Origin of the sequence: uncultured Duncaniella sp. (assembly GCF_910578445.1) — a bacterium.
GTDB lineage: Bacteria > Bacteroidota > Bacteroidia > Bacteroidales > Muribaculaceae > Duncaniella.
Map to the genome: position 1 here is coordinate 177565 of NZ_CAJTQC010000002.1, position 26572 is coordinate 204136.

Here is a 26572-nt window from a genome sequence, read left to right on the forward strand (position 1 = left end):
TTTCAGAAGGAGCGATGCGGGCATCGTAACTGATGAACCACAATATTTTAACCAAAAAGACTCCATGAGGCACTCGGTGATATTTTCTAAGGCTGCAAGTATTAATTCTGTTGGCCAAAGTTACCTTTGCCTGACCGTGAATTTTAGATAATTTGGCCTTTTGATTCAGTCATGTAGCTCGCTACATCCCTTCATCCGCAAGGCCAAATTTATCTAAAAGCTCACGGCTCAAAATTTACAGGAATTTTTAAACAGCCTCTTAGATAAAATCATTTTGATTCGTGGAGAGAGTTGCGAAAATCGGTTTAAGGCAGAGGTTTGATGCCTTCCCAACGCACATCCCATGTTCCGTCCTTGGGGAATCCGGGGTTTTCTATCTCACATCCGTCCCATCCGGCACACATGAGGGCTACAGCTGTCAGCAGGCCTCCGTTGCCGGGGAGATAGCAGCGCAGACGGTTGTCCTGATAGTTGTGTCCGTTGGGGAGATAAGTGTTGGTGCGCTTGTCCATAAGCAGTGCGTTGATTGCTTTTTCAGGATGTCCGAGGCGCACTGCGTTCATTGCTGTCGTCGGATAGTCCCATCCCCAAGTCTTGTCCCAGTTCCAGTTGTCATATACCCAGTCGAAGGTGTTGTCCATGATGTCGGATTTTACAAGCGGAGAGTGGGGCAGGATGCCTACGGCTGCGAGCACGGCCATATGGTCGGAGGTCAGGCGGATGTCGCTATAGGTTTCGGGTGCAGTCTCAGCTGCGAGATAGAGGCTGTCTTTTGCTGCGAGTGGCGAAAGGTTTGCAATAATCTCATCCCATTCAGCTACGCGGGGCTGGCCTTTGCGTTCGCGCCATTGCTGCGCTGTGTTGAGGGCGAAGTGCCAGTAGGACAGCTCGAAAGGAGGATTGACAGTCTCGGCTGCGCGGAGTGTTTCCTGCGCGGGAATAATTCCCTTGAGCGTGTAGCGGCCGAGTGAATCCTTGTCGGCGAAGTCGGCCATGAATTCGGCAGTGCCTTGCACGAGGTCATAGTAGCGGTTGACAACAGCGGAGTCATTATCGGCGCGGTAGAGAAGTTCGGCGAGATAGATGAGGTGGGGCTGTTGCCAGATGAGGAATGAGCCAACTTTTGATGGAGCTTCGATGCCTGAAGGATCGGTCATCTTCATCCAGCGGAGACCCTTGAATCCTTGGCGTTCGGCTATGCTACGTGCGACATCCGCTGAACTTTCATACCAAGGAAGTGTGCGGTTGAGCAGATCTTCGTGTCCCCATAGAGCGAACTGTGCCTGATGCCACCAGATCATTTCCATGTGGAACTTTCCGAACCATGAATTGTAGGTGAGACCTGTTTCCTGCGGAGGGGTCGAGCCTGCACACTGGATTGCGAGGAGATACTGCGAAAGCACTACGCGGCGTTCGAGCTCCGATGCGCGGGGATCGGTACAGTTGCTGAAATCGACAACACCGCCGTTATTCCAGAATCCTGTCCAGTAGGCCGAAGCCGCATCGCGTGTCTCTGAAGCTGTCGGATTTGTCTTATCGGTAGCTTCCGGCGAGAAGGTCGCTGTGATTGTCCACTCGTCGGCGGTAGGGGTTATGGTGGCAGTGTTACGTCCGGTCATTACGGGTGCTTCAGCCCCTGTCCATGCGAGATTTATGTAATAGGATGTTGAATCGAGGCTGTGGCGCAGTAATGCGTGGTTGGCATCAGACTCTAAGATTTCTGTCAGATGGAGCGAATCGGCATCCCAGTTGCATGCGTCATCGCAGTGTCCTCCTGTCGGGTAGGGGAGACGGAGTGCGACGGGGAGACGTTTTTCCGACTTGATTGTTGCGGCCATCATGTCTTTTTCCGGATGGACGTAGGTGCGGACGCTCACCGGAGTTCCGTCGACCTTGAAATCGGAGCGAATTTCTCCGTTCCACATGTCAAGTGTCTGGTCGATGTCTGTGAGCTGATCGGGATTGAGGCCGGCGAATCCGATAGCACCGAGATGAAGGCGGTGTGGGTTGACACGATACCAGTTGGCAGCGTCGTTGTTGCGCCCTTTTTCCTTGAACTGGACTGAATAAGGTTCCTTGCGTCCGCGTCCGAAGTCGTAGTCTTTGAGGGTTTCCTCAAATTTCAGGTCTTTAGGATTGGGGAAGCTGTGCCATCCCCACTGACTCTGTGTCCCTAAAGGCACGCCTTTACTGTAGAGTTCGGGGAATGACTGTAGGCCGGTCACATCGACAGTGACTGCAAACTCACCGTTGCCCACAGAGAGCGAGGCCATAGTGTCGATTGCAGTGACATGTGGATTGTTTCGCTCTACAAGAGCTTGACGGTCAATGGCTGCCGAAGCGTTTTGGCATGCCACAAATCCCTGCAACGGAAGTGTGAGCGTTGCAGCATAGAGTAAGTTTTTGAATGTCATCGGTATTTAAGTCTGTGATGGTCTGTTTAAGGCAAAATTGCGATGCAATAATGATATTTTTCGCAAAGTTAACATTTTTCCAAAAAGAAATCAAATTACATGTCTGGATTGCTAAGCGGGTGAGAGCTGTATTATGACTGCTATGATTTATCAACAAATATGATTCTCTATGAAACAAATATGATTCTCTATGAAAAGCGGCAATGCCGATTTTTTTGACGTTAAATGTTAAAAAACGCTAATGAAAAGGCTCTGTCAGGCTTTATGATTAATCTTAAAACAGATATTATGCCTAAATTTGCAGATGCTTGCAACGAAATGATTGCCGTTGCGGCTTGAAAAGTGCTAATAGTTAATTAAAATACCTTAAACAATAATTTGCTATCATGAAATTTATTTCATCATTGCTTGTTGCATTGGCGCTGCCTGTCATGGCTCTTGCGCAAGTGCCCTCCGACACCATAACAGTCTTTATGATCGGAGATTCGACTATGGCTAACAAACCTCTCGACAAAGAGAATCAGGAGCGTGGATGGGGACAGATGCTGCCAATCTATCTCGAAGGCGCTATCAAGGTTGACAACCATGCTGTCAACGGTCGCAGCTCAAAGAGCTTTATCGACGAAGGTCGTTGGGAAAAAGTGCGCGAACAGATTCGTCCGGGAGACTATGTGATTATCCAGTTCGGTCATAACGACGAGAAGGCTAAAAGCCCTGACCGCTACACTGTGCCCGGTTCGACTTTCGATGCAAATCTCAAAAAGTTTGTAAACGAGACACGCGAGAAAGGCGGCACACCGATTCTGATGAATTCTATCGTGCGCCGTAATTTCCCGGCCAACGGTATTGCTGCCGCACAGACCGATGACCGCCAGAAGACTTGGAAAAAGGGTCTTGAAAACTATCCCGCCGAAGGCGATACGCTCGTGGACACTCATGGTGACTATCGCATAGCCCCCAGAAATGTGGCTGAGGAGATGGGTGTGGTATTTATCGACATGAATACTCTCACTCATGAGCTGGTGCAGGGTCTTGGTAAAGACAGCTCCAGAGATCTTTTCATGTGGATGCCTGTCGGGAAATATGAATTCGCTCCCAACGGACGCATAGACAATACTCATCTTAATGTGTATGGCGGTATCGTGGTTTCGCGCCTTGCTGTCAATGCGCTTGCCGAGAAAGTCCCGGCTCTTAAGCCATATATCCGTCGCACTGTCTACAACCTGAACAAGTAAGTCGCGCTCAGAAACGACTTAAGACATTAAGACCTGCTTCAGCCGGCACTCCGATAGTGGCGGTTGAGGCAGGTCTGTTTTTATTGGGTTTGATGGTATTCGTTATCTTTTTTCAAGCCATGCGGTCAAGGAATCTTTGTAGCCTCGCGACACACTGATTTTCGTGCCGGAAAGTGAAAGTATGTTGCCTTCGATACATGTAACTCGCTCCATATTCACAGCGAACGATTTGTGTACTTGCAGGAATGAGTCTTCAGGGAGTTCCGAAAGCAGATTTTTGAGTGGAGTCCTTGTGACCACAACGTCATTGTCTGTAACGACTTTGATGTAGTTTTCAACAGCTTCGATATAGAGGATTTCTGAGTATTTCACCCGGTGGAGTTTCTTGTCGGAGCGCAGGAATATAAAATCACGCTTTGTATCGGCTGTTTTCAGACTGAAATAGTCGCAGGCTTTATTGACTGCTTTCATGAAGCGTGCGAATGATATCGGTTTCAGCAGATAGTCGACTACATTTAGTTCATAGCTCTCAAGTGCGTATTGGCTGTAGGCTGTGGTCAATATGACCATCGGTGGATGTTCGAGTGTCGAGAGATAGTCGAGTCCTGAAATCACTGGCATTTCTATGTCCAGAAAAATCAGGTCGGCCATGTCGCCGGATTTCAATCTTCGGTCAAGTTCCAAGGCATCTTCACATTCGCCGATTAGTTCAAGGGAGTCGATGCGTCCGGCGTAACGCGCCAGCCCTTTGCGGGCAAGCGGTTCGTCGTCGACTATCAGGCATTTTATCTTTCTGTTCATGTCTTTATGGGACTGTCGCTGAGCGTTTTCAGATTTAGGGTGGCAGTGAAACGTTCGGAATCTCTGTCAATGGTGAGTTTATGATTGTTGCCCGGATAGAGAAGCCTGATGCGCCGGCGCAGGTTTTCGAGTCCGAGACCTGTTGTGCCTGTATGTGATACCGTTGCGACTGCCGGGACTGTGTTGCTTACACGCAATTGCATATCCTCGCCGGTTATTTCAAACGAGATGTCGATGCCGAAGTCTCCGCCGACGTGCTTGAACGCGTTCTCAATCAGCGGTATCAGCAGCAGGGGATATATTTTCATACCGTGTGGAATCTGGCCGATGCTGACGTTTAGCTTGAGTGAGCTCGATGCACGCAACCGGCAAAGCTCGATGTATTTTTCCATTGCTTCAAGCTCGCTTTCGACATCTATGGGTGTTTCGGGTGAGTAGAGCTGGTAGCGCAACACTTCCGACAGACATTCGATGGTGTGGCGCGGGGCTTCGTTGGCTTCGTCGATCTGCACGTAGATTGTGTTGAGCATATTGAACAGGAAGTGAGGATGATATTGTGCGCGCAGCAGCCTGAGTTCGGTGTCGAGCTGGATGTTGCGTGTCTTTTCAAGGTCAAGTGTCTGTTTGGCCAGTCTGCGTTTGCGTTCGGTTGCGGTGCAATATGAGTAGTAGAGACACGAAAGCAGAGCTGTGACGGTCAGAGGTGTGATGAACAGTCTTGAATTGACATCTTCGGTATCGATAGAGTGTGATACGGAAATGACAGCAAGCACACATGCGGTAGCGAAGGCTATTACAATAAGATATTCGACCGCCGGACTGATGCGGTGGCGGCTGGCGTAGCCGATGAATACAGGGGTCAATATAACAGCTATAAGCGAGTAGCACCATGTCATCAATATTTCGGCTACGATGAACAGGCTGGAATGGATTGACCAGTAATCTTCGCCAATAGTCACGTCGTATGATAGACGGATGACGGCAAAGAACAGAATAGCCATTATAATGGAGCTTGCGAAGCAGTGTAACAGTCGGTTCATTGACCAAAATTATGTTATTTTGCTGTATTTTCAAAGTCTGTCGAGTTCTTCAGGGGCTTTTTGCTCTCGGATTGCTGATGATTTACGGCCGGTGTGGAATTTGTAGTGAAACGACACTCCGGCTATCCGTCTGTATTCTGTCTCATCGAAGCGGGCAGAGCGACCTTCAAGTTTTATTTCGGTCTTGTTTGTGTTGGTGGCGAGTATGTCTTTGACGAATATTGTCAGTGATGCTTTTCCGCCTTTAAAACTTTTTCTGAGCCCGGCGTCGACATAGCCCGACGGCTTTACGGTCACTTGTCCATAGGCAATATAGCCGGTGTAGGATGCTTTAAGTTCTCCTGTCCATCCAGCCCCGAAGTCGAGTCTGCTGTCAATGCTGACTATCGGAGTGAACCGTCTGGTGCTTGTCTTTACCTTTCCGTCCATCCAGTCATATCGGTTGTGCATGCCGATGGCGGTCACGGTTGTGTGGCAGCGTCGGCCTATGGGTTGATTGGCTAACATGAGGCGGAAGCCGTATTGCATGTGGTGAGGGAAGTTTTCGGACGCGACATAGACGCTGCGGTCCGAAATCTCGTGGTAGCTTTTCATTATCGCGTCGTCGGAGTGAGTGAGGAACACAGCTCCCTGCCAGCGGCCTCCGTATGAGAATCCTAACTGCACATGGTCTGATGTCGATGTGTGGAGATTGATATTGCCTCCTGCATGCGTATATTCGTCAAAGATATATACGAATGGGTTGAGATCGGCGTAGTTCGGGCGTTCGATTCTTCGCGAGCAGTCGAGCATGATTCCGGCTCCGTTGTCGGCGAAATATTTCAGCTCGGCTGTGGGGACTACGTCGATTGTGTTCACACGATATGAAGTGTCGGCGGCAGCCTCGTTTCCCGAAAAACGTCCACGAAGTTTTTCGTGTTCGAGGCGTGCGCCGGCTGTGGCGGTCAGGTGGCCGCGTGTGAAAGAAATCTGTGTATATGCCGCGTTGGTGTTCGCCTTGTAGCGGAACGTTGAGCTGAGCGAACTGTTTGGTTTCCATTCCCCGGCTTTCAGGTTGGAATATGTCCCGGCGTTGCTTATGCTGACAATAGTGCTCTTGATGCCGGCCTGAAGTTTCCATGACGTGCCAAACATCTTGGAAAAATCTATCCGGCCGATGTACCATCTGATTCGTCCGCCGACCGCACCGCGCAGCGTGTCGGGCGACATCGGTTCGAGCAGTTGTCGCTCCGATGTGTTGTAGCGGAAGTGGTTTAAACCTCCGCTTAAGGTTGCTCCTGAACGGAATCGGTGGTCGAGATAGATGTCGGCCATGACGTTGCGCCACCTGCTGCGGTTATGATTGTCGGATCGGTCATTTTCGCCGAGCACGGGTATGAATGCGTCCATACGTCCGAATTCGTTCCGGCAGTTGCGGCTATATCTGAGGTTTGCGCCGAGCCATGTCTGCGATGAGAGCTTATAGCGCCATCCGGCTTTGACTGTGTTGGCATTGTCCGAACGTCGGCGCGTCGACTGTTGCAGCATCCGGTCGGTGTCGGTGATGAAGAAGCGGTCGATGTCGAGACGGATGCGCTGCCTTGCGGCGAAAAACGAGTATAGGAGCGTGAATTCCGACCGCCCCGTGTTATAGGCCATATTGACACTGCCGTTGCTGCGGGCGTTGCGCCATGCCGACGCTCCGCCGTTAAGGCCAAGTGTGAAGCCACGTTCACGTATGCGTCGGGTGGTGATTTCGATTACACCGGCTTTGTCAGAGGCATCGTCTTTGGCGGTGGCAGTTGTACGTAGTCCGATGGTGCTGACTGCCGTTGCCGGAAGCGACCGCAGATAGTTGGCGAGTTCAACGCCTTTGAGATATGTTTTCTGACCGTCGATGACGATCGCCGCGCCACGGTTGCCGTAGAGCGTGACCGCACCGTCACTACCGACACTCACACCGGGGATTGCCGAAAGCGCGTCGATTAGTGTTCCGCTTTGACCCATTACGGTCGATTTCAGGTCATAGACGGTTCTGTCGGGTGTGACCCTTACTGCCGGAGTCTTGGCCGTCACCACAACTTCGTTAAGAAATTGTTCGGCTATGCTGTCGGTTGCCTGACATTCCGTCTTTATGGCTGTTGAGTCGTTGACGTTCATGTCATCGGCCTTATGTGCCGATAGCGGTAATGCAGACATGGCTGTAAGCATGATGGCTGTGATGCGTCGTCCGATTGAAATTTGCCTGTGAATCTGTTTGATGGTCGTTTCTGATGTCTGATTTAATGCCACGTTGTAAAATCTGATTTATTATGCAGGCGAAATTACTTCTCCACCTGAACATGCGGAAATTAAAGTGACCACCTGCGATAATCCTTGCCTGAGATGCATGGATAAATAAAAAACCGGCGTGGATGAGGGTTTCACAACCATCGGCCACGCCGTTTTAAACAATAGCATCAATTTCAAAAATAGATTACAGAAGCCGGCTTTTTCGATTTTTTTTGCTGATTTTATCCTGTGGGATATACAGCATAATAATCTACATGAGTGTTGTAATGGCAATAAACAATGCAATAAGTTCCACAGTGATATAGCAGAAATACCAAAGGGTGTCGAGTAGAGTGTTCATTTCAAATTATCGTTATAGAATTGTTCAAATTTGTTTTTTATCTCATCGCGCACCCGGCGAAATTCTGTCATGACAAACTCGTCTGAACCGATTGCATCGGAAGGGTCATCAAAACCGATATGAAGGCGATGCTCCACGTTACCTACAAACACAGGGCAGCTTTCGTTTGCTCCTCCGCATACGGTTATCACATAATCCCACGGCTCGTTGATATATTCGGATACGTTGTGTGGTGTATGGTCAGAGATGTCAATCCCAGCCTCTTTCATGACTTCAACGGCTTTCGGATTTACCTTCTCGGCGGGTTTAGTCCCGGCTGAAAAAACGTCAATATTAGAACTGAACGACTGGAGAAATCCGTGTGCCATCTGACTACGGCAACTATTACCGGTGCATAATATCAGAACTTTCATACTTATTCTATTTTAGAAGAAATAGCCATATATCCAACCTGAGATTGTGGCCATTATTATTACAAGAGCGACATATATCACTGTTTTCTTCGTCCCCATCACACTGCGTATGACAAGCATATTCGGAAGCGACAGCGAGGGACCGGCGAGAAGCAGGGCAAGAGCAGGGCCTTTGCCCATGCCGGAAGCGAGCAATCCTTGAATAATCGGCACTTCGGTAAGAGTGGCGAAATACATGAACGCACCTGTGAAACTTGCAAAGAAATTTGACTGTAGCGAATTGCCGCCGACAGCCCATTCAACCCAACTGTTGGGAATAATCCCGGGCATCTCTATACCGTCGTGTGTTGAGCCGAGTAGGAATCCTGCTGTCAAGACTCCGACTGCAAGCAAGGGCAATATCAGCTTGGCAAATCCCCATGAAGACAACACCCATTCCCGGTTTTCATCATCGTTCTTGTCACATAACAATATGATGGCAAGCACTGCGACTGAAACAATCATCGGAACAAGTGGCGCCAGTTTTGCATCTGGAATGAAAACATTTGCGACGAAAGCTGAAATCGCGACGGCTATAGCTCCGAGGATAATCCATCGGGCTTTCAGGTGGAGTATCTTCACAAGCATCACACACAGGCCTATTGCGAGGGCCGATGTTATCCACCATTTTGCCCCGTAGATTGCAGCCCAGACACCACGGTCGATTGCTGCCGGTGCGCCCCAGTTGGCGAACACGAGGATTGCCACGAGAGTAAAGAATAACACTGCGGTCTGCCAAAGCGGACGTTTCTCCGGCGGTGGCACGATATTCATCTGTGCCGCCTCTTTATCCCGTTCTTCCTTTCGGAAGATGAACGACATCACAAGACCGATTACTACTGCAAACGAAACAGCTCCTATTATGCGGGCAAGACCCATTTCCAGTCCGAGGATACGGGCAGTGAGGATTATCGAAAGTATGCTGATGGCTGGACCGGAATATAGAAACGCTATTGCCGGACCAAGACCCGCTCCACGTTTGTAAATGCTGGTGAACAATGGGAGAATAGTGCATGAACACACGGCAAGGATGCCTCCCGATACTGAAGCTACGGTATATGACACCCACTTCTTTGCATTAGCACCGAAATATTTTAACACCGCTCCCTGACTTACGAACACCGCAATCACTCCGGCTATGAAGAAAGCCGGGAGAAGGCAGAGAACGATATGCTCACGGGCATACCACTTGGCAAGGTCAAGAGTTGAGTGTATGGCGGTCAACAGCGTTTCACTGTTGGCGGGCATGAAGAACGCTGTCAGAAATATGACAACAGTCCATACGAGAAATTTGACTTCCTTTCTTGTGTTCATGACAGTCACTGTTGTGTTCAAATTATATTCCGAGAGCCTTCTTAATTTCGTCAGCGGTCGGAACGTGTCCTTTGATTTTTATCGTCCCGTCAACGACTACTGCCGGTGTCGTTATAATGTTATAGCTCATTATCTCTGCTATATCTTCGATTTTGGAGAGCTTGACATCAAGACGATTTTCTGCGATTACGCGCTCGACCACCCTGTATGTTTCCTTGCACTTGGAACAGCCCGGACCAAGCACGATAACCTCTTTAGCATTCCCCCCGGCAGTAGCAGTACGGCAGGAAGAAGTCTCTGAGCCACACTCGCAAGAGGACTGCGGTTTGTTATCATTTTCGATGATGATATTGTCGCCACACGAACATTTGGGCTTTGAGGAGAAGAGATTAGCCCAAAATCCTTTTTTTGTTTCTTTGTTATTTCCCATTTGTTTTATTATTTGTTTTTCGCCTTTCAACGAACATGGTTTGCAAAAATTTTTTAGAAGAACATTGTAACGCAGTAATACACTCCGACACCTATGAACAGAAGTCCGACAATAGTATTGAGCCATTTCTGAATGGTACGCAGTTTGCCATAGAATTCTCCGACCTTTTCAACGCTGAACGCGAGAATCCATGCTACTGCAAGCACCGGGAGAGCGGTGGCGACAGCAAACAACACAGGCAAAAGCCATCCCGCACTTGCTGTAACCGACATCGGTATAAGCATCCCGAAATAGAGGACACCGCTTGACGGACAGAAAGCCATCGCAAATAGAACACCAAGCAATACTGCACCCCAGCCACCTTTGCGGGCAAGTCCTTCTCCATTACCGCCGAAACCGAACTGCGGAATATTGAGCTTGTGTCCGAACAGCATAAACAGTCCGATAACCAGCAGGAGCGGTCCGAGCAGCAGCTCGCCCAATTTCCCGATGGTCTTTTGTATGCAGAACACGCTTGCGCCCTCTTTAAGAATTGAGATAAGGATAATGCCCAAAACAGTGTAAGCGATTACGCGACCAATGGTGTAAAGGACACCATTTCGGAAAATACGTCTGCGGTTCTCTATATCCTTGCTGATGTAGCCGATCGCGGCTATATTGGTAGCAAGCGGACACGGCGAAATCGCGGTGAGTAATCCGAGGAGGAAGGCCGTCAGAGCCGGAGTGGTGCTGTTGTCAAGTAAAGTCTGTAACCAGTCCATTATTTCAACGATTGTCGGATTTTGTCAGCAATACCTTTCTTGAAACCGTCCGGATTATTACGGGCATTCCCGAAACCAAACTCAGTGAGGTTATTACGGCTCTCTTTTCCGTCTTTCCATTTGTTGACAAAAAGAGAGGACCATGTCACCTCGTACTTATCGGCAATTTTTTCTCCTTTCGGGGTAGAGATATCGACTGTCTTGAATACGACAGTACCGTTTTTCAGCTCGTTTGCAAAAAGAGTATTCACCACCTCTTTAGCGTTTTTCTCGATGGCCATGCAGGTGGCACAGCGTTGTTTGCCGTGGAAATATATCACTTCCACTCTATTCTTTTCAGGAGATTTCGCAGAGGCGGTATTCTCTCCGCTTGCGCATGACATCAGCCCTATCATAAGGGCGAAGATTATCAGTAACTTTTTCATGTGCTTGAATGTATTTAATTAAATTGTTATTTGCCGAATTACGAACATTGAAAATAAAAAAATAGTGCTTACGAGCAGCAGCTATTCTTTTTTGAGGGACAGCAGTCGTCAAGCATCTGCGAAAACAGTTGCTTAGCCAGTTTCCAGTTTTCCGAATTGATACAATATTTTACTTTCGGAGGCTCGATAGTACCTTGTATCAGACCAGCCTCTTTCAATTCGCTCAGATGTTGTGACACTGTGGCTTTCGCAATAGGAAGCACCTCGTGTATATCGCCAAAGAAACATTCGTTTCTCTGCGCGAGGAAATGCAAGATAGCAATGCGGGTGGGATGCCCCATCGCTTTTGCAAACCTCGCAAGACGCTCCTGTTCAGGTGTTATCTCCAATTTTGACATATCATTCTTTGTTTGGTGTTCGCAAAATTACAAACAAAAATTAAGCTGACCAAATTTTTATGAAATTGAGTATGGTTCAGTCTGATGGTATATATCTATACATTATCTACTCTATATTATATGCTTAAAGATATAATAAGGATATGTAGTGAGACATGGTATATAATGGCTTTTTTCTGATAAATAAAAAACCGACGTGGATGAGGGTTTCACAACCATCGGCCACGCCGTTTTAAACAATAGCATCAATTTCAAAAATAGATTACAGAAGCCGGCTTTTCAGCAGATATCGTTCTGCCTGAGCATGCCTTGTATTGTCCAAGTGTTTTTTATCAAATTTCGTATAAATTATCTAACAGTTGAAGAAGGGACGCTGAAGCGTCTCATTTTCATAATGCAAAATTACTATCTGATTTAATGTTTTGCCATACCTAAATTTAAGTAATTTCATTGTCATTTTGCAGCCTTGCTTAATTAAAAACAATTATAAACCGGCTTCCGACCCCTTCCCGGAGGCTATTATCTCCTTTATTTTCGGCAGAAAACCGGGCTTGCCGTCGCGCTGGATTGCTGCGATTTTTCCATCCGGGTCAATCAGGACCGTCACCGGAATGGAGTTTATGCCAAGAGCCTTTACCGGGTTTGATTCTCCATGATCTGTCGGGTCGTTGAGCAGATTGATCCAAGGCATATCGAGTTTGGCTATGAACGGACGCCATATTTCCTCGCGGTCATCGATGTCGATGGTCAGGACGGTGCACCGCTCACCGCACTCTTCGGAAAATTTGCGGAGTTCGGGGAATCCACGCAGGCAGACTCCACACCATGTGGCCCAGAAATCAATCACAACCCATCTTCCGCGCAACGATTCGAGCGAGACTCGCCGTCCCGTGGAGTCGGGGAGCGCGAAGTCAGGCATGGTTTTGCCCACGGTCATATTTGCGCGTGCGTTTATGCGCGCTTTTGTTTTATGTGCTCTGTAGCGCAGTGCGACATATTGGTTGGCGACAATGCTGTTTTCAAGCTCAGGTGAAAGTTCGTCGAAATATCTTGCCTGAATCGAGTCGGATGCATGGATGAGTGCGATCACTCCAATCGGGGAATCTCGGTGGGACAGGGCGAATGTCGTCAGGAAGCTGTCGCGGGCACTGCTGTTCTTAAGCCGATTGTATGAGGGCTGGTTGTTTTTAGCCAAGAACTCATGTTGCTGCCGTGAAAATGAATCGAGACTGTCAACAAACTGTGTCCCGCTATATCTTCCGTGTTCCAATATTGAGTCAACGGTCAGGGTCATTTCATCGTCGATGCCGAGTGTGACCGGTTTCGAACCTGTGCATAATGATGCGGGATTTTTAACTGAAATGATATATGGCTGGCTTATGTTGAGACGTAGTTTCACTATTGAGTCAGTGACGCTGACCGTATCGCGAAAGAAGTAGCTCGACTGCGGATGGACTCGGTCGGTGAGTCTGCGCTCGACAATAATTTTTTCAGGACGTTCATTCTTGAATACCACACGCAGCACTGCCGCACCGGCGACAGATGTCCCGGCGATTGTTGCAATGGTCATGGCCATTAGCAATCGAAAGTTGAGAAGGAGGTTCATAATTGATTTATTGTTGATTTTGACTGAAGGATGGCCGATATGGTTGCGGTCAATCGTTAAATGTGATTGAAAGAGGTTTGATTGCTTTAAGTGATGTAATTTATAATTAAATGCAAATGTAGTATATTTTAGTTATAAATAAAAAGAATTAAGAGAGAAAATCGTGATTCTAACTGCTGTCTTATGAAAATTAGTATGCGAACTTAAATGGTGTTGTTATTAAACACCCTCTTGGCCGAAAAACAGTATAATGAAAAAAATTTTCATCAAAAATTTGCATAATTCAAAAATAGAGTCTACTTTTGCAGTGTACTATTATACTAATACACCATTATGCTTAAAATAGATAATCTGACATTCTCCTACCGTCGCAAATCCCGTCCGGTGCTCAACGACTTCTCGCTTGACGTCGAGGCCGGGGGAGTCTACGGGTTGCTCGGACGCAACGGTGCAGGTAAATCAACGCTTCTATATCTGATTGCCGGCCTTCTGACTCCAAAATCGGGTAGTGTGCTTTTCCGCGGGTTAAATACACGCCTGCGTCTCCCCTCTGTACTGTCCGATATTTTTATCGTTCCCGAAGAGTTCACTCTTCCCGGCATATCGCTCGGCGACTACGTAAAGGCTAACGCAAGATTCTATCCCAACTACTCCGATGAGGATTTGCACCGTCATCTCGATATATTCGGAATGTCGGCCGACCTCAATCTCGGTGCTCTCTCGATGGGGCAGAAAAAGAAAGCCTTCATGAGTTTCGCGCTTGCATGCAACACCTCTCTGCTGCTTATGGATGAGCCGACCAACGGCTTGGACATCCCCGGCAAGAGTGCGTTCCGCCGCTTCATTGCAGGCAATATGACCGATGAACGCGCCATTATCATTTCGACACATCAGGTGAGGGACGTAGACCGTCTGCTCGACCGTGTGATTATAATGGATGATTCACAGGTGCTTCTCAACCGTCGTGTCGACGAGATTACGTCCCGTCTGAAATTTTTCAACACTGATTCCCGTGAGATTATTAAGTCTGCTCTCTACGCCCAGCCATCGCTTGAAGGAACTAATGTTGTTCTTGTCAACGACGATGACTCCGAGACCGAACTGAATCTTGAATCGCTTTTCGAACTTTCGCTTTTGAAGGGTTCTCTCCTTAAAGAAATGTTTAACCGTTAAAATTCCCGCTATACATGGATACAAATCAGTTTTTTAGTTTCGACCGCATGTCATTGCTGGTCAGAAAAAATCTACAGGAGAACTGGCGACAGATTGCGCTTTCATGGGCCGGAATTTTCGGGTTGCTTGTGATAATCGCTCTGCTTGTCGCCCGAGCAAGCCATTATGATGGGATTCAGCCTGAATACTATTCGTCGCGTAGCATCGCAAATTTTTTAGGATGGACTACTGCGGTGTTTTCAATCTGTGGCGTTTATGTCGCTTCCTGCTCGTTCAAGCGCATGGCCACTCCTCCCGGCGCTCTTTCAACACTCATGACACCTGCGTCGCAGTTTGAGAAATTTGCTTTAAAGTGGCTGGCAGCTGTCCCGGTCTACATCCTTGTTTTCTTTGTCATTGCATATCTTGCCGATTGGATTCGCGTATATGCCTCATATTGGATGTATGATATTGAGGTGAGGCCGGTGAACGTTACGAAGATTCTTTTTCACCCGACTGACATGGGACTCGTCAAAGGGATTGCATGGCGCTCGTTGCTCTATTTCCTTGCCATGCAGTCATTTTTCCTGCTCGGTTCGATTGTATGGCCCAAAAATTCAGCGCTGAAGACGTTTGTATGCATGATTGCAATCAGTTTTATCTATGCCTGGGTTGGAATATGGATTGCCTCGCTGTTAGACATGTCGGATGGAGATTCACATTTATACTATGGCGGACCTGAATTCCTCAACGAAGACAGTGTATTATATGTGGTCGACGTATTTACTGCGATTATTGCGGTGATTAACTACTGGCTTACCTATCGACGCTTCCGTGAGGCTGAAACAATCAGCCGCTGGTAGGCCAAAAATCGAATGCCTATGAAATTCAAGGAAAACAACAAGGCCATATATCTACAGATTGCCGATAAGATTTGCGACGATATTCTGCTCGGTACGACTCTTCCGGGCTCACGCATCCCGTCGGTGCGCGAATGTGCCGCGACTCTTGAAGTAAATGCCAATACAATCATGAGAAGTTACGAATATCTCGAACGCCAAGGCGTGATTTTCAACCGTCGCGGAATCGGATTCTTTATCTCCGACGATGCCCCCGCGGTAATCTCGGCGCTACGCAAGGAGACGTTTATCGAAGGCGAAATGCCGTCGTTCTTCCATCAGCTCAATCTGCTCGGGGTTTCTCCCGACGAGCTAAAGTCAATGTTTGAACAATATTTAGCCACTCTATTAAGGAAAAATTAGAAAATGAAAAAGACTACATATATATTTATAGGGCTTTTCATAGCCGGGCTTATTCTGACGGTGGTGGAGATTTGCCTCGTTCGGGCGTTTCGGAAGCCCTATGAAGAGATTCCTGTGGGCAATGATGAATACTGCACCTTGCCTTTGCAGGAGAGATTCTCGACAATCATAATTGACCGTAATATCGAGAGAAACATATTGCTGACAGGCGAATTGAGCACTCTCGTCATCAAGGAATGTGATTCTGTCGCAGAACCGAGTTTAAAGACCTATCAAAAGCTTGGAGATATTTTCGTGTGTGATTTAGCCAACGACACACTGCGTCTCACTGTCGATTTCAGTCGGCTTGTAGACTCCGATTCTGTTAAGAAATGTGTCAGGTTGGATTTTGACGATAGGAATCTCGCAACCATAATCGTGCCTGAAGGCATGCTCAGGAATGTGAACGACAATAGATCTGAAATAGTGATTGAAGATTTCAAAACATCCTGTCTGAACACAAAGAGCAGCGGCGAGATTATATTGAAATCATGTATGATTGACACCTTGCGCTGCTCTGGCCGCAAGATGAATGAACTCCGGCTTAAGGACACGCAGGTGGGCAGTGCCTACATCACTCAGCCGTCAGGCGCGTTGGATGTAGTGACAGACAAAGTGAGCAGAATCGGACAGATAGAGATTAGTGGCAAGGGTGATACCTACCGTAGTATGCTCGACATTGAGCGTGCAAATGTCGGGGAAGTTCTCTGGATTCCCAAAGATTCGGCTGCAAGAATCGACGTGCGCCTCAGTAGATCTACGGAGCTGAGAAACGTCGTGGATAAGTAAGTGCCGACCAATTACTGAAGATTGACATCGCGGACCGGTTGCGGACCTGTGGATGAAAAACATATATAAACTGCGATAAAACTAACCTTTTTCTCCACACATACATGATACCGCCTGAAGAGTCAGGCATGGCAAAGGTCCGGGCCGGTCCGCTTCTTTCGGCCTATTTCCAAATGTAATATAAGTGTCTGTATCGGTAACAGTCGTTTCCGGTAAGGCAATACAATGTGACCCTGTCAACGTTCAATAGTCGAATGTTGACAGGGTCACATTATTTCTGTAAAGCTTATTCGTCCCACAAGGGCCTATTTTCGTCCGAAGTCTGCGGGAATCTCACCCCACTGGGGTGTGTCCCATGTGAGTATGGGGTTGGTGATTTCGTGGGTCTGTATCCATGCGGTGGCGCGCTGGAGCAGTTCAAAAAGTTTAGCGTTTTTTGCTGTCGGTTTCAGTGTGGTTTTTGGCTGACGGTTGCGCACCCATGAGCGGGCTGTGCGGGAATCTGTGTAGATAGGTGTATAGTATTTGCCTTGCTTGTGCAGGAGTGCAAGGCCATGAACGAGCGCGAGGTATTCACCTATATTATTTGTCCCGTCCTCAATCGGGCCGACATGAAAAATCCGTTCGCCGGTGCGCACCCATACACCCTGATATTCCATCGGGCCGGGATTTTTGGAGCATGCGGCATCTACCGCAAGCGAGTCGAGCTGGATTTCGGGGAACGCTTCGTAATTTACGCTCTCTTTTCTCCCCTTGGCTATCGCCTTGAGCAGTTCAAGTTGCTCTGCAGGATCGCCGCGATAGGCTTCGATTGCCGCCTCCTGCGAATCGAAACTTTTGAATTTTGCATCGGGATAGCCTTTTATCTGTAACTGGCATTCCTCCCAAGAGTCGAACACACCTGTTGCAAAGCCGTTCCACACGACATAAAATTTTCTTCTCGGTGACATCTGCGATACGTTATGATAGAGTGAGGTAAATGCTTATATCGACACTGCGCATTCCGATTGCGCGTGCGATCTGCGGGTTTACAATCCGCCCGAAGAAGGTGAAAGTTGCCTTCTGCATACCCGGCAGTAGTTTCAGGGCGTTGCTGACACCTTCGCAGCTGACAATCGAGCTCATCAGTGTCAGGAAAGTGTTGCTGAGAGCCATTGCAGCCGTGCGCGCCACGGCACATCCTGCGTGAGTGAAACACACCCGTTCGCGGATGGATGCTGAATTCCTTATGGCAAACACTCCGGCAAGGTCGATTGACATCATTGCCGGGAAAGCCGCTCCGGTGTCTGACGACAGGTCAAAGGCGAGCACTCCGCGCTTCATGATGTCGGTCAGTTCGCGCGTCACGGCAAAAGGTTCGCGCGTAGGAGTCACGACAACAACGTCTGCACTTCGCAGGGCATTTTCGAGTGTATGTGGATGAAGGGCCGATGTTATTATCCAAGGGCCGAGTTCCTGCTGTGCACGGCGCAGGGAGTAGACATCGTTGTCATACATTCTCACTGTAGCGCCAAGTCCCATTGCCGAGCGGGCGGCTGCACAGGCCGCTATGCCCGAACCGATAATCAGCACTTCGCAGGGGATTATTCCTGCCACACCTCCCAGAAGGATGCCTTTTCCGCGTGTCGAGTCGGCCAGCAGTGACGACGCCATCGCAATTGAAGCCCGGCCGTCGATTTCGGCCAGAATGTCGGCGAAAGGTGTGCATCCACAGGAATCCTCGACGAGATCCACGGCAATCGAGATGATATGTCTGTGAAGCAGCTCCCGGATTGCGTCTTTGTTCTGGTCCGACGGCTTAAGCAGGGTCAGTAGCATCGCTCCGCGTCTCATCTTCTTGACATCGGTGGATGTCATTGGTGCGAGATGGATGACAATGTCGCTGCGCAGAGCTTCATCGCGAGTGACGATTTCCACACCTACACGCATGTAGCTGTTGTCAGCATAGTTGATGCAATGGGCGGCGTTCTCCTGCATTTTCACACGGAAACCGCGTTCAATCAGCTGCTCCGCCGCTTCAGGGGTCAGTGGAAACCTGCGTTCGCAAGGATAGTCGCATGCAGGCAGCCCGATAGTGAAACCGCGGTGTGAGGTGCATGTTTCCTGCGGTTGTTCCTGTGGTGTTGGGATGTCCTGAAGCATGGTTGTTATTGGTTGGTGGTTTCTGTTTTACGAGGTAGATTGAAACGCTTGATGAATGCGTTGCATTTTTCCTCTATCTGGTTTTCATCTTCGAGCAGTGTGGAGTCGAATATCTCGGCCGATTTGCTGTAGTGGGGCATTCGTTTCTCAAGTTGCTCGTCAATGAATACGTCAAGCTGCTCGTCGGTGAGTGATGCTATCAGCGGGCGCTTGTGTCGTCCGCGTTTCAGCCGTTCGAACAAGCGTTGGTGGGATGTCTGGAGCAATACGGTGATGCCACGGCTGTTCATGAGCGACATATTGTCGCCGAAACAGGGAGTCCCTCCTCCACACGCCACAAGCACATTGTCTTTTTCGCTGACTTCAAGCAGCATGCGGCGTTCGAGGTCACGGAAGGCGGCTTCGCCTTCCTCGGCGAAAATTTCGCGTATTTTTTTGCCTGCGCGGGCTTCGATATAGTCGTCGAGGTCAATGAAATCGACATCGCAGCGCTGCGACAGTGCCCGTCCGAGAGTCGACTTCCCGCTGCCCATGTATCCTATTAGAAATATTGCTTTCATTTTTAACCGGTGTCTAAAAAACGGTTTCTGAGTTATCTGTGGATTGCAAAGTTAAAGATTTTTTTCGGCTCAATTTGCATTATCGCACCAAAAGCGTTTGTTTTCCACTCTAACTTTGCATCGGATTATAATTTGGATATTTTATTGACAACGTAAATTTTAAACAACCCTTTAAACAAATTATTTTTATGAGTGACGATAGTTCAGACCTGAAATAAGAAGCCTGAAAACTTCGGGCAGCCGGATGAATCAGCTCCTGCGGGGGATGAGGTCTCGGAAATTGATTTTTTCGAGCTTCATCGCCATGATGATGTAGCCGATGAGGAGCGGTGTGCGGATTATCATGTTGAGCCACGGACGGTGGCCGAATGCAATCAGTTCGGCAAAGAACCAGAGGACAATGGCGCTGACGAAATAGAACGACAGACGGCCTACGTTGTATCTGATCGGATATTTTATCTGTCCGACCACATAGCTGACTGCCATCATTGTCCCGTAGCAGGCAAACGATGCCCATGCGCATCCCATATATCCGTAGTGTGGGACGAGCAGGATGTTGAGTGCTACTGTGATGGCAAGTCCCATCAACGAGAACCACATGCCCCATGCCGTCTTGTCGGTGAGTTTATACCACAGCGAGAGGTTGAAGAATATTCCGAAGAAGAATTCGGCGATCATCACTATCGGGACGACTTTGAGTCCGCTGAAATAGCTCGCGGCGATGAAGTGACGTAGGATGTCGAGATAGAACATCACTCCGAGGAATATCACCATTGCAAAGATGACAAAATATTTCATCGCGTCGCTGTAGCTTTGCAGCTTATCATCGCCTCTTTCTTTTGAACGTGCGAATATGAACGGCTCGTAAGCGAAGCGGAATGCCTGCGTGAACATCACCATTACGATGGCTATTTTCAGATTCGCTCCATAGATACCGAGCTGCGACATAGCCTCGGATTTGTCAGGAAACAGAATGGGAAACAGTATTGAGTATAGTGTCTGGTTCATCACTCCTGCTATGCCGAGCACAAGAAGTGGAGCGGAATAGACCAGCATCTCTCTCCAGAGTTTTGGATTGAATTTGTAAGGGAAGCCCCGGAGCTCGGGGAGGAGAAGCACCACATTTATGACCGATGTGATCATATTGGCAAGGAATATATAGCCGATTCCGAAGTCAGGGTCATAGAACCATGCTACCAAGCCGGGGGCTTGTTTCCACAGCCACGGGCAGATGAGGATAAAGAAGAGGTTGAGCCCGATGTTGAGCCCGATGTTCACGAGTCTCAGGAATGCGAATCGCATGGGGCGTTTCCGGAATCGCAGATACGAGAATGGAAGGGCCGTAAAGGCATCGCAGGCCACAGCAATGGCCATCATGACCACGTATGACTCATGTAGCGATGAGTGCATCGCGGCAGAAATCGGATTGATGAATATAAGCACCAGCGCGAGAAAAGCCGTAGAGCTGAGCCCGAGAGATATAAGGGAAGTCGAGTAAACCTCCATCGGGTCTTTATAGCGCTCATGGTTGGCGAAACGGAAAAATCCGGTCTCCATTCCATAGGTAAGGATAATCAGGGCGAGGGCTACGATTGCATAGATATAGCTTACAATTCCATATTCCGACGAGGGAAACATCTGGGTGTAGAGCGGGACGAGACACCAGTTGAGGAAACGTCCGATGATGCTGCTCAGGCCATATATGGCCGTGTCTTTGGCGAGTGATTTTATTCCTGCCATAAAATTTAGTAATAGACTAAACGTGAAATGCTTTTTTTAGAAGAGGCTGGCCATTGGTGCAGGCGGATTTATCTTAAGATGTGTGTAGGCGAGCGATGTCACCTCACGTCCGCGCGGTGTACGGCGCATGAAGCCTTCCATAATCAGGAATGGCTCGTAGACCTCCTCGATTGTATCCTGTTCCTCTCCGATGGCAGTGGCGATAGTCGACAGTCCGACCGGGCCCCCTTCGAATTTGTTGATCATTGTCAACAGCAGCTTATGGTCCATTTCATCGAGTCCGTAGCGGTCGATGTTGAGGGCTTCAAGGGCGAATCGTGCGATATTAGGCTCGATGTCTCCGTTGCCTTTGACCTGAGCGAAATCGCGGACACGCCTCAGGAGTGAGTTTGCTATTCGCGGAGTCCCGCGGCTTCGCAGCGCAATCTCGTGGGCGGCTTCCGGTGTGCATTTTACTCCCAACAGGGCTGCCGAACGCATGATGATGCGTTCCAGAACCTCGTGGCTGTAATATTCAAGATGGCAGTTGATGCCGAAACGCGCGCGCATCGGGGCTGTCAGCATTCCTGAGCGGGTTGTCGCGCCGACAAGTGTGAAAGGCGAGAGCGACAGCTGTACGGAGCGCGCTCCCGGGCCTTTGTCAATCATGATGTCGATTTTGTAGTCCTCCATTGCCGAATAGAGGTATTCCTCGACCACTCGTGAAAGGCGATGGATCTCATCGATGAACAGGACATCGTTTTCTTCAAGTGATGTGAGGATTCCGGCGAGGTCGCCGGGTTTGTCTAGCACAGGGCCTGATGTAACTTTGAAGTTTACTCCGAGTTCATTGGCGATGATGCCTGCCAGAGTAGTCTTTCCGAGTCCCGGAGGGCCGAAAAGCAGCAGATGGTCGAGTGCTTCGCCTCGCATCCGTGCGGCCTGCACGAATACCTTCAGATTCTCCACCACCTTTTCCTGACCGTTGAATGAGTCGAAATATGATGGACGGAGAGCCCGTTCAAAATCCTTGTCCGCACTGACGCGGTCATGTATGTCGAAATCTGATTCCATTAATTCTTTAGGGGTAATACAGCCACAGGCGTCTCAGGCCTGATGATGTCAAATGACAAAATTAGCAAATTTATCTGAAAGCATCCCTCTCGCGCCTGAATTTTTCGGTGGCTTCGGATTGAATTTTGGAGATATATCCGATTTTGGTTAACTTTGTCGGAATGTAAATTGAAATTTTACTGACATTGTATGATGACTTGTCAGCAAAGAACTTATTCTTGACAATGAATAGAAAAGATTTTGAAATCATGGCTCCTGTGGGGAGCTACGAGTCATTGCATGCTGCAATCGAAGCCGGGACAGATGCTATATATTTCGGAGTCGAGGGGCTTAACATGCGTTCCCGCTCATCGGTCAATTTTACGCTTGATGATTTGCGCAACATCGCTTCGATATGCGATCAGGCCGGTGTCAAGACCTATCTTACCGTAAATACCATTATATATGATGGCGAGCTTGACAAGATGCGTGCGGTCATTGACGCGGTGAAGGAGAGCGGGATATCGGCAATCATCGCGAGCGATATCGCTGCCATAAGCTATGCCCGTTCAATCGGTGTCGAGGTTCATATCTCTACGCAGCTTAATGTGACCAATATCGAGGCGGTAAGGTTTTTTGCTCAGTTTGCCGATGTCGTGGTGCTCGCACGCGAGCTTAATCTTGAGCAGGTCAAGAGTATTGCCGATGCCATCGAACGCGACGACATACGCGGCCCCAAGGGTGAGCTGATACGCATCGAGATGTTCTGTCACGGTGCTTTGTGCATGGCTGTCTCAGGCAAATGCTATCTCAGTCTTCATGAGATGAACTCGAGTGCCAACCGTGGCGCATGCACCCAGATATGCCGCAGGGGCTACACGGTCACAGACAAGGAGACCGGTGATCAGCTCGACATTGAAAACAAGTATATCATGTCGCCAAAGGATCTGAAAACAATTCATTTCCTCAACAAGATGATTGATGCGGGAGTGAAGGTATTTAAGATCGAAGGTCGCGCACGTGGGCCGGAATATGTCAAAATCGCTGTTCAGGCCTATTCAGAGGCCATAACGGCTATCTGTGATGGTGTGTTTACCGATGACAGGATTGCCCGTTGGGATTCGGAACTTGAGAAGATATTCAACCGTGGTTTCTGGGATGGATATTATCTTGGCCAGCGTCTTGGCGAATGGTCGGCGAAATACGGTTCGTCGGCCACCCGTGTGAAGCGCTATCTTGCAAAGGGTGTGCGCTATTTCCCGAAACTTGGTGTGGGTGAGTTCGTCATGGAAGCCGGCGAGCTTCATGTCGGCGATGAGGTGGTCATCACCGGGACAGACACCGGGGCTATAATTCTAAAGGTGGAAGAATTGCGCCTTGAATATGATCCTGTCCCGATGGTAAAGAAGGGGGATAACTTCTCAATCAAAGTCCCGAGGAAGATACGTCCGTCTGACCGTCTGTATGTATGGGATAAGACAGAATAGCGGCGTCGTATATTTCAGACAAATATCAGGATTACCCCCCAGCGAGGGAATCACATTTCATAGGTTACATAACGGATTGGTTGACCGTTTGGTCGCTAATCCGTTATGTTATTTATAGGCTAAGGAAAAAATTGACCAAAATTCGTCGAATCGGGATTAAAAACATTAAGTTAAAATAAACTTTTAATCTTCAAAAGAGGTTATATTTGCAAGCCCGTTTGTCAATCATCCTGATATATGGGCGATTTGACGTTTCAACTAAGTTTCCAAATAAATTATGGTAATAAGAAGATTTTTCCTGTCGCTATTTGGCCTGTATGCTCTCGGCGCTGCTGCCCAGACAACAGCAGTGCCCGACGGTAGTGTTGTGACACTTGAGCAATGCCGGGAGATGGCTCTTTCCAATAACAAGAATCTGAGGAAGTCGGCCCAGCAAATCAAGGTGGCCGGCTACGAGAAGGATCAGGCTTTTGCCGCCTATCTGCCTGCGATTGATTTTGCCGGCGGCTATATGTACAATCAGAAAGGCGTGTCGGTTTTTGGTTCTGACCAGCTGCTCCCTGTCAAGACATTCAATATTGAAAAACAGGACTATGAGTTCGGTCTTGTCAAGAACCCTGTGACCGGCGAGCCGGTATTGGTCAATGGCAAGCCTATTCCCGAACAGATGGCCTATCTGCCAAAAGAGGCGCTTAGCTACGACTTGCACAATGTGTTTTTTGGTGCTGTCACGCTGACACAGCCGATTTTCATGGGCGGAAAGATTGTGGCTATGAACAAGATTACAGGCTATGCGGAAAATCTTGCACGTGCGATGCACGACAATGCCGCTCAAGATGTGGTCTATGCGGTCGACGCCGCCTATTGGCAGGTGGTTTCGCTGAAAGCGAAGCATAAACTTGCGGTGAGCTTCGTCAATCTTCTCGATACCCTGAGCCATAACGTATCGCTCATGGTAGAGCAGGGTGTGGCCACCAAGCGCGACCAGCTCACTGTCGATGTCAAGCTGAATTCAGCTCAGGTTGACTTGACAAAGGTTGAAAACGGACTTGTGCTTTCACGCATGGCGCTTGCTCAGGTGTGCGGTCTGCCGGTTCATACGATGCTGACTCTTGCCGATGAGGACGCGGAGACAATCAGTGCGACAGCCCCGATTGCCAAGTCATACAATATGCAGGATGTCTATTCTGCGCGCGAAGATCTCCGCGCGCTCGAGCTGGGTGTGAAGATATATAAGGAGAAGGAGAATCTGGCACGTGCCTCGATGATGCCTAACCTTGCGCTGGTAGGGTCATATTCTTTTTCCAACCCAAATATGTTTGACGGTTTCGAGAAGAAATTCTCCGGAATGTTTTCTGTCGGCGCGATGCTGACAGTGCCCATCTGGCACTGGGGTGGCAATTATAATAAAGTGCGCGCGGCAAAGGCACAGACCGTTGCCGCACGTCTGGAGCTTGATAACGCCAAGGATATGATAGACCTTCAGGTCAATCAGGCTTCTTTCAAGGCTCAGGAGGCGGTGAAGACATTCAACATGACGGAAGCTAATCTTGAAAAGGCTGACGAGAATCTGCGTTGTGCCGAAGTGGGTTTCCGTGACGGAGTGATGACGGTCGACAATGTGATGGAAGCGCAGACCGCTTGGCTTAAGGCTCATTCCGAGAATGTCGATGCACGGATAGACGTATATCTGTGTGACGTATATCTCAACAAGGTGCTCGGTCGGCTCGATGTCAGTGCGCCGGCTGTCGAATGAATCCGAAAAAATAAAAATGAAACATCAACCTCATAACATTTCCTGAAATCATGTCAGATATAAAAAACAGTCCCGCTGCTACACCCGAACAGCGCGAAAACAAAATCCTCATGGTGGCCATGGGCATAATGGTGGTCATCTGTATAGTGCTTGCGATAATCGGTTTCTGTTTCCTTAATAAGCCTAAGGACATTGTCGAAGGACAGGCCGACGCAACATCCATCCGCATCTCCGGCAAGCTCCCCGGACGCGTAGTGAAAATCTATGCCCACGAAGGAGATCTTGTCAAGGCCGGTGATACTCTTGTCCATATCCATTCGTCGCTTGCCGATGCCAAGCTTATGCAGGCGGAAGGAATGGAGACCGTAGCCCGTACGCAGAACCAGAAGGTCGATGCCGGTACACGCAAGCAGATCGTGCAGGCTGCCCGCGATTTGGTCAGTCAGGCTGAGGCGGCTGTCGGTATTACCCAGAAGACCTACACGAGAATGCAGAATCTGTTTAACGAGGGTGTGGTGTCCGAACAGAAGCGTGATGAGGCCAAGGCTGCCTACGATGCTGCCGTTGCTGCCCACAAGGCAGCCCAGAGCCAGCTCGATCTTGCGGTTTCCGGCGCTCAGAAGGAAGATAAGGAAAGCGCTGCGGCTATGGTCAATGTCGCAAAAGGCGGAGTGGCCGAAGTGCAGAGTCTTCTCGAAGACCAGTATCTTCTTGCTCCGTGCGACGGACAGATTGATGCCGTCTATCCGGAGGAAAGTGAACTCGTGTCGCTTGGCGCTCCTATCATGAGCCTATTGAAACTTAGCGACAAATGGGTTACGTTCAATGTCCGCGAGGAGCTGCTCAACGACATGCCTATGGGCGGAGAAATCGAGATTATGATTCCTGCTCTTGACCAGAAAAAGACAAAGGCCAAAATCTACTATATCCGTGACCTCGGTACGTATGCCACATGGCAGGCCACAAAGGCTACCGGACAATGGGACAGCAAGACCTTCGAGGTGAAGGCCCGCACTCTTGACACGATTCCGGCCTTACGTCCGGGCATGAGTGTCGTATATTTCAAATAGTCAACCACTGTCCGTCAGTCCTTTCTCCTCAGAGTTGTTTCTAATCAGAAGTTCCC

Annotated in this window: 23 protein-coding genes and 1 pseudogene; 8 read left to right on the plus strand and 16 right to left on the minus strand. The window is 48.8% G+C overall.

Annotated elements, in window-relative coordinates; genetic code table 11:
- Positions 1–305: 305 nt before the first annotated feature.
- On the minus strand, positions 306–2414 hold the full coding sequence (locus QZ311_RS01970; protein ID WP_297063321.1) for a hypothetical protein: 2109 nt from the start codon (positions 2412–2414) through the stop codon (positions 306–308).
- 431 nt (positions 2415–2845) lie between these two features.
- Here QZ311_RS01970 and QZ311_RS01975 point away from each other — a divergent pair.
- Positions 2846–3625, plus strand: a pseudogene (locus tag QZ311_RS01975) (rhamnogalacturonan acetylesterase); the annotation flags it as partial.
- 126 nt (positions 3626–3751) lie between these two features.
- Here QZ311_RS01975 and QZ311_RS01980 read toward each other — a convergent pair.
- From QZ311_RS01980 to QZ311_RS02025, 10 genes are all read right to left on the minus strand, one after another.
- Entirely contained in the window at positions 3752–4450 is a 699-nt protein-coding gene (locus QZ311_RS01980; protein WP_297063324.1) for a LytTR family DNA-binding domain-containing protein, read from the minus strand.
- A complete protein-coding gene (locus QZ311_RS01985; RefSeq protein ID WP_297063326.1) occupies positions 4447–5490 on the minus strand; it encodes a histidine kinase in 1044 nt (347 codons plus the stop codon). The genes QZ311_RS01980 and QZ311_RS01985 overlap by 4 nt, the downstream gene beginning before the upstream one ends.
- Positions 5491–5520: 30 nt before the next feature.
- Positions 5521–7761, minus strand: a complete 2241-nt coding sequence (locus QZ311_RS01990) for an outer membrane beta-barrel protein (protein WP_297063328.1) — start codon at positions 7759–7761, stop codon at positions 5521–5523.
- 336 nt (positions 7762–8097) lie between these two features.
- Entirely contained in the window at positions 8098–8514 is a 417-nt protein-coding gene (locus QZ311_RS01995) for an arsenate reductase ArsC (RefSeq protein WP_297063330.1), read from the minus strand.
- Positions 8515–8526: 12 nt separating this feature from the next.
- Positions 8527–9867, minus strand: coding sequence for a permease (locus QZ311_RS02000; RefSeq protein WP_297063332.1), 1341 nt, complete (start codon positions 9865–9867; stop codon positions 8527–8529).
- 22 nt (positions 9868–9889) lie between these two features.
- Positions 9890–10114, minus strand: coding sequence for a thioredoxin family protein (locus QZ311_RS02005; RefSeq protein WP_297063525.1), 225 nt, complete (start codon positions 10112–10114; stop codon positions 9890–9892).
- 236 nt (positions 10115–10350) lie between these two features.
- Entirely contained in the window at positions 10351–11058 is a 708-nt protein-coding gene (locus QZ311_RS02010; RefSeq protein ID WP_297063334.1) for an aromatic aminobenezylarsenical efflux permease ArsG family transporter, read from the minus strand.
- On the minus strand, positions 11058–11483 hold the full coding sequence (locus QZ311_RS02015) for a nitrophenyl compound nitroreductase subunit ArsF family protein (protein ID WP_297063336.1): 426 nt from the start codon (positions 11481–11483) through the stop codon (positions 11058–11060). Before QZ311_RS02015 ends, QZ311_RS02010 begins: the two co-directional genes overlap by 1 nt.
- A gap of 68 nt (positions 11484–11551) precedes the next feature.
- Positions 11552–11881 carry a metalloregulator ArsR/SmtB family transcription factor gene (locus QZ311_RS02020; RefSeq protein WP_297063338.1) on the minus strand — a complete coding sequence of 110 codons (330 nt, stop codon included), beginning with the start codon at positions 11879–11881 and terminating at the stop codon, positions 11552–11554.
- 484 nt (positions 11882–12365) lie between these two features.
- On the minus strand, positions 12366–13487 hold the full coding sequence (locus QZ311_RS02025; protein ID WP_297063340.1) for a TlpA disulfide reductase family protein: 1122 nt from the start codon (positions 13485–13487) through the stop codon (positions 12366–12368).
- Positions 13488–13820: 333 nt separating this feature from the next.
- Here QZ311_RS02025 and QZ311_RS02030 point away from each other — a divergent pair, with 333 nt between their 5' ends.
- The 4 genes from QZ311_RS02030 to QZ311_RS02045 are packed head-to-tail and all read left to right on the plus strand — an operon-like array spanning position 13821 to position 16729.
- Positions 13821–14660, plus strand: coding sequence for an ABC transporter ATP-binding protein (locus QZ311_RS02030; protein ID WP_297063342.1), 840 nt, complete (start codon positions 13821–13823; stop codon positions 14658–14660).
- A gap of 14 nt (positions 14661–14674) precedes the next feature.
- Positions 14675–15502, plus strand: coding sequence for a hypothetical protein (locus tag QZ311_RS02035; protein ID WP_297063344.1), 828 nt, complete (start codon positions 14675–14677; stop codon positions 15500–15502).
- Between the two features lie 18 nt (positions 15503–15520).
- The gene (locus QZ311_RS02040; protein WP_297063346.1) at positions 15521–15901 is read left to right on the plus strand and encodes a GntR family transcriptional regulator; all 381 of its coding nucleotides are present in this window, start codon (positions 15521–15523) and stop codon (positions 15899–15901) included.
- A 3-nt stretch (positions 15902–15904) separates the two neighbouring features.
- On the plus strand, positions 15905–16729 hold the full coding sequence (locus QZ311_RS02045; protein ID WP_297063348.1) for a hypothetical protein: 825 nt from the start codon (positions 15905–15907) through the stop codon (positions 16727–16729).
- Positions 16730–17034: 305 nt separating this feature from the next.
- On the opposite strand, the gene QZ311_RS02050 is transcribed toward QZ311_RS02045, so the two are convergent.
- The 5 genes from QZ311_RS02050 to ruvB all read right to left on the minus strand — a co-directional run bounded on the left by QZ311_RS02050 (position 17035) and on the right by ruvB (position 22224).
- Positions 17035–17679 (minus strand): ribonuclease H family protein, encoded by a 645-nt coding sequence (locus QZ311_RS02050; RefSeq protein WP_297063351.1) that lies wholly within the window; start codon positions 17677–17679, stop codon positions 17035–17037.
- A 10-nt stretch (positions 17680–17689) separates the two neighbouring features.
- Positions 17690–18871 carry a hypothetical protein gene (locus QZ311_RS02055; RefSeq protein ID WP_297063352.1) on the minus strand — a complete coding sequence of 394 codons (1182 nt, stop codon included), beginning with the start codon at positions 18869–18871 and terminating at the stop codon, positions 17690–17692.
- Positions 18872–18876: 5 nt separating this feature from the next.
- The gene (locus QZ311_RS02060) at positions 18877–19431 is read right to left on the minus strand and encodes a shikimate kinase (protein ID WP_297063354.1); all 555 of its coding nucleotides are present in this window, start codon (positions 19429–19431) and stop codon (positions 18877–18879) included.
- Between the two features lie 249 nt (positions 19432–19680).
- Positions 19681–21171, minus strand: coding sequence for an oligosaccharide flippase family protein (locus QZ311_RS02065; RefSeq protein ID WP_297063357.1), 1491 nt, complete (start codon positions 21169–21171; stop codon positions 19681–19683).
- A 36-nt stretch (positions 21172–21207) separates the two neighbouring features.
- Entirely contained in the window at positions 21208–22224 is a 1017-nt protein-coding gene (gene ruvB, locus QZ311_RS02070) for a Holliday junction branch migration DNA helicase RuvB (RefSeq protein WP_297063359.1), read from the minus strand.
- A gap of 224 nt (positions 22225–22448) precedes the next feature.
- On the opposite strand from ruvB, the gene QZ311_RS02075 reads away from it, so the two are divergent.
- The 3 genes from QZ311_RS02075 to QZ311_RS02085 all read left to right on the plus strand — a co-directional run bounded on the left by QZ311_RS02075 (position 22449) and on the right by QZ311_RS02085 (position 26516).
- A complete protein-coding gene (locus QZ311_RS02075) occupies positions 22449–23690 on the plus strand; it encodes a peptidase U32 family protein (RefSeq protein WP_297063362.1) in 1242 nt (413 codons plus the stop codon).
- Between the two features lie 277 nt (positions 23691–23967).
- Positions 23968–25446, plus strand: coding sequence for a TolC family protein (locus tag QZ311_RS02080; RefSeq protein ID WP_297063364.1), 1479 nt, complete (start codon positions 23968–23970; stop codon positions 25444–25446).
- A 50-nt stretch (positions 25447–25496) separates the two neighbouring features.
- Entirely contained in the window at positions 25497–26516 is a 1020-nt protein-coding gene (locus QZ311_RS02085) for an efflux RND transporter periplasmic adaptor subunit (protein WP_297063366.1), read from the plus strand.
- The last annotated feature ends 56 nt before the right edge of the window (positions 26517–26572 follow it).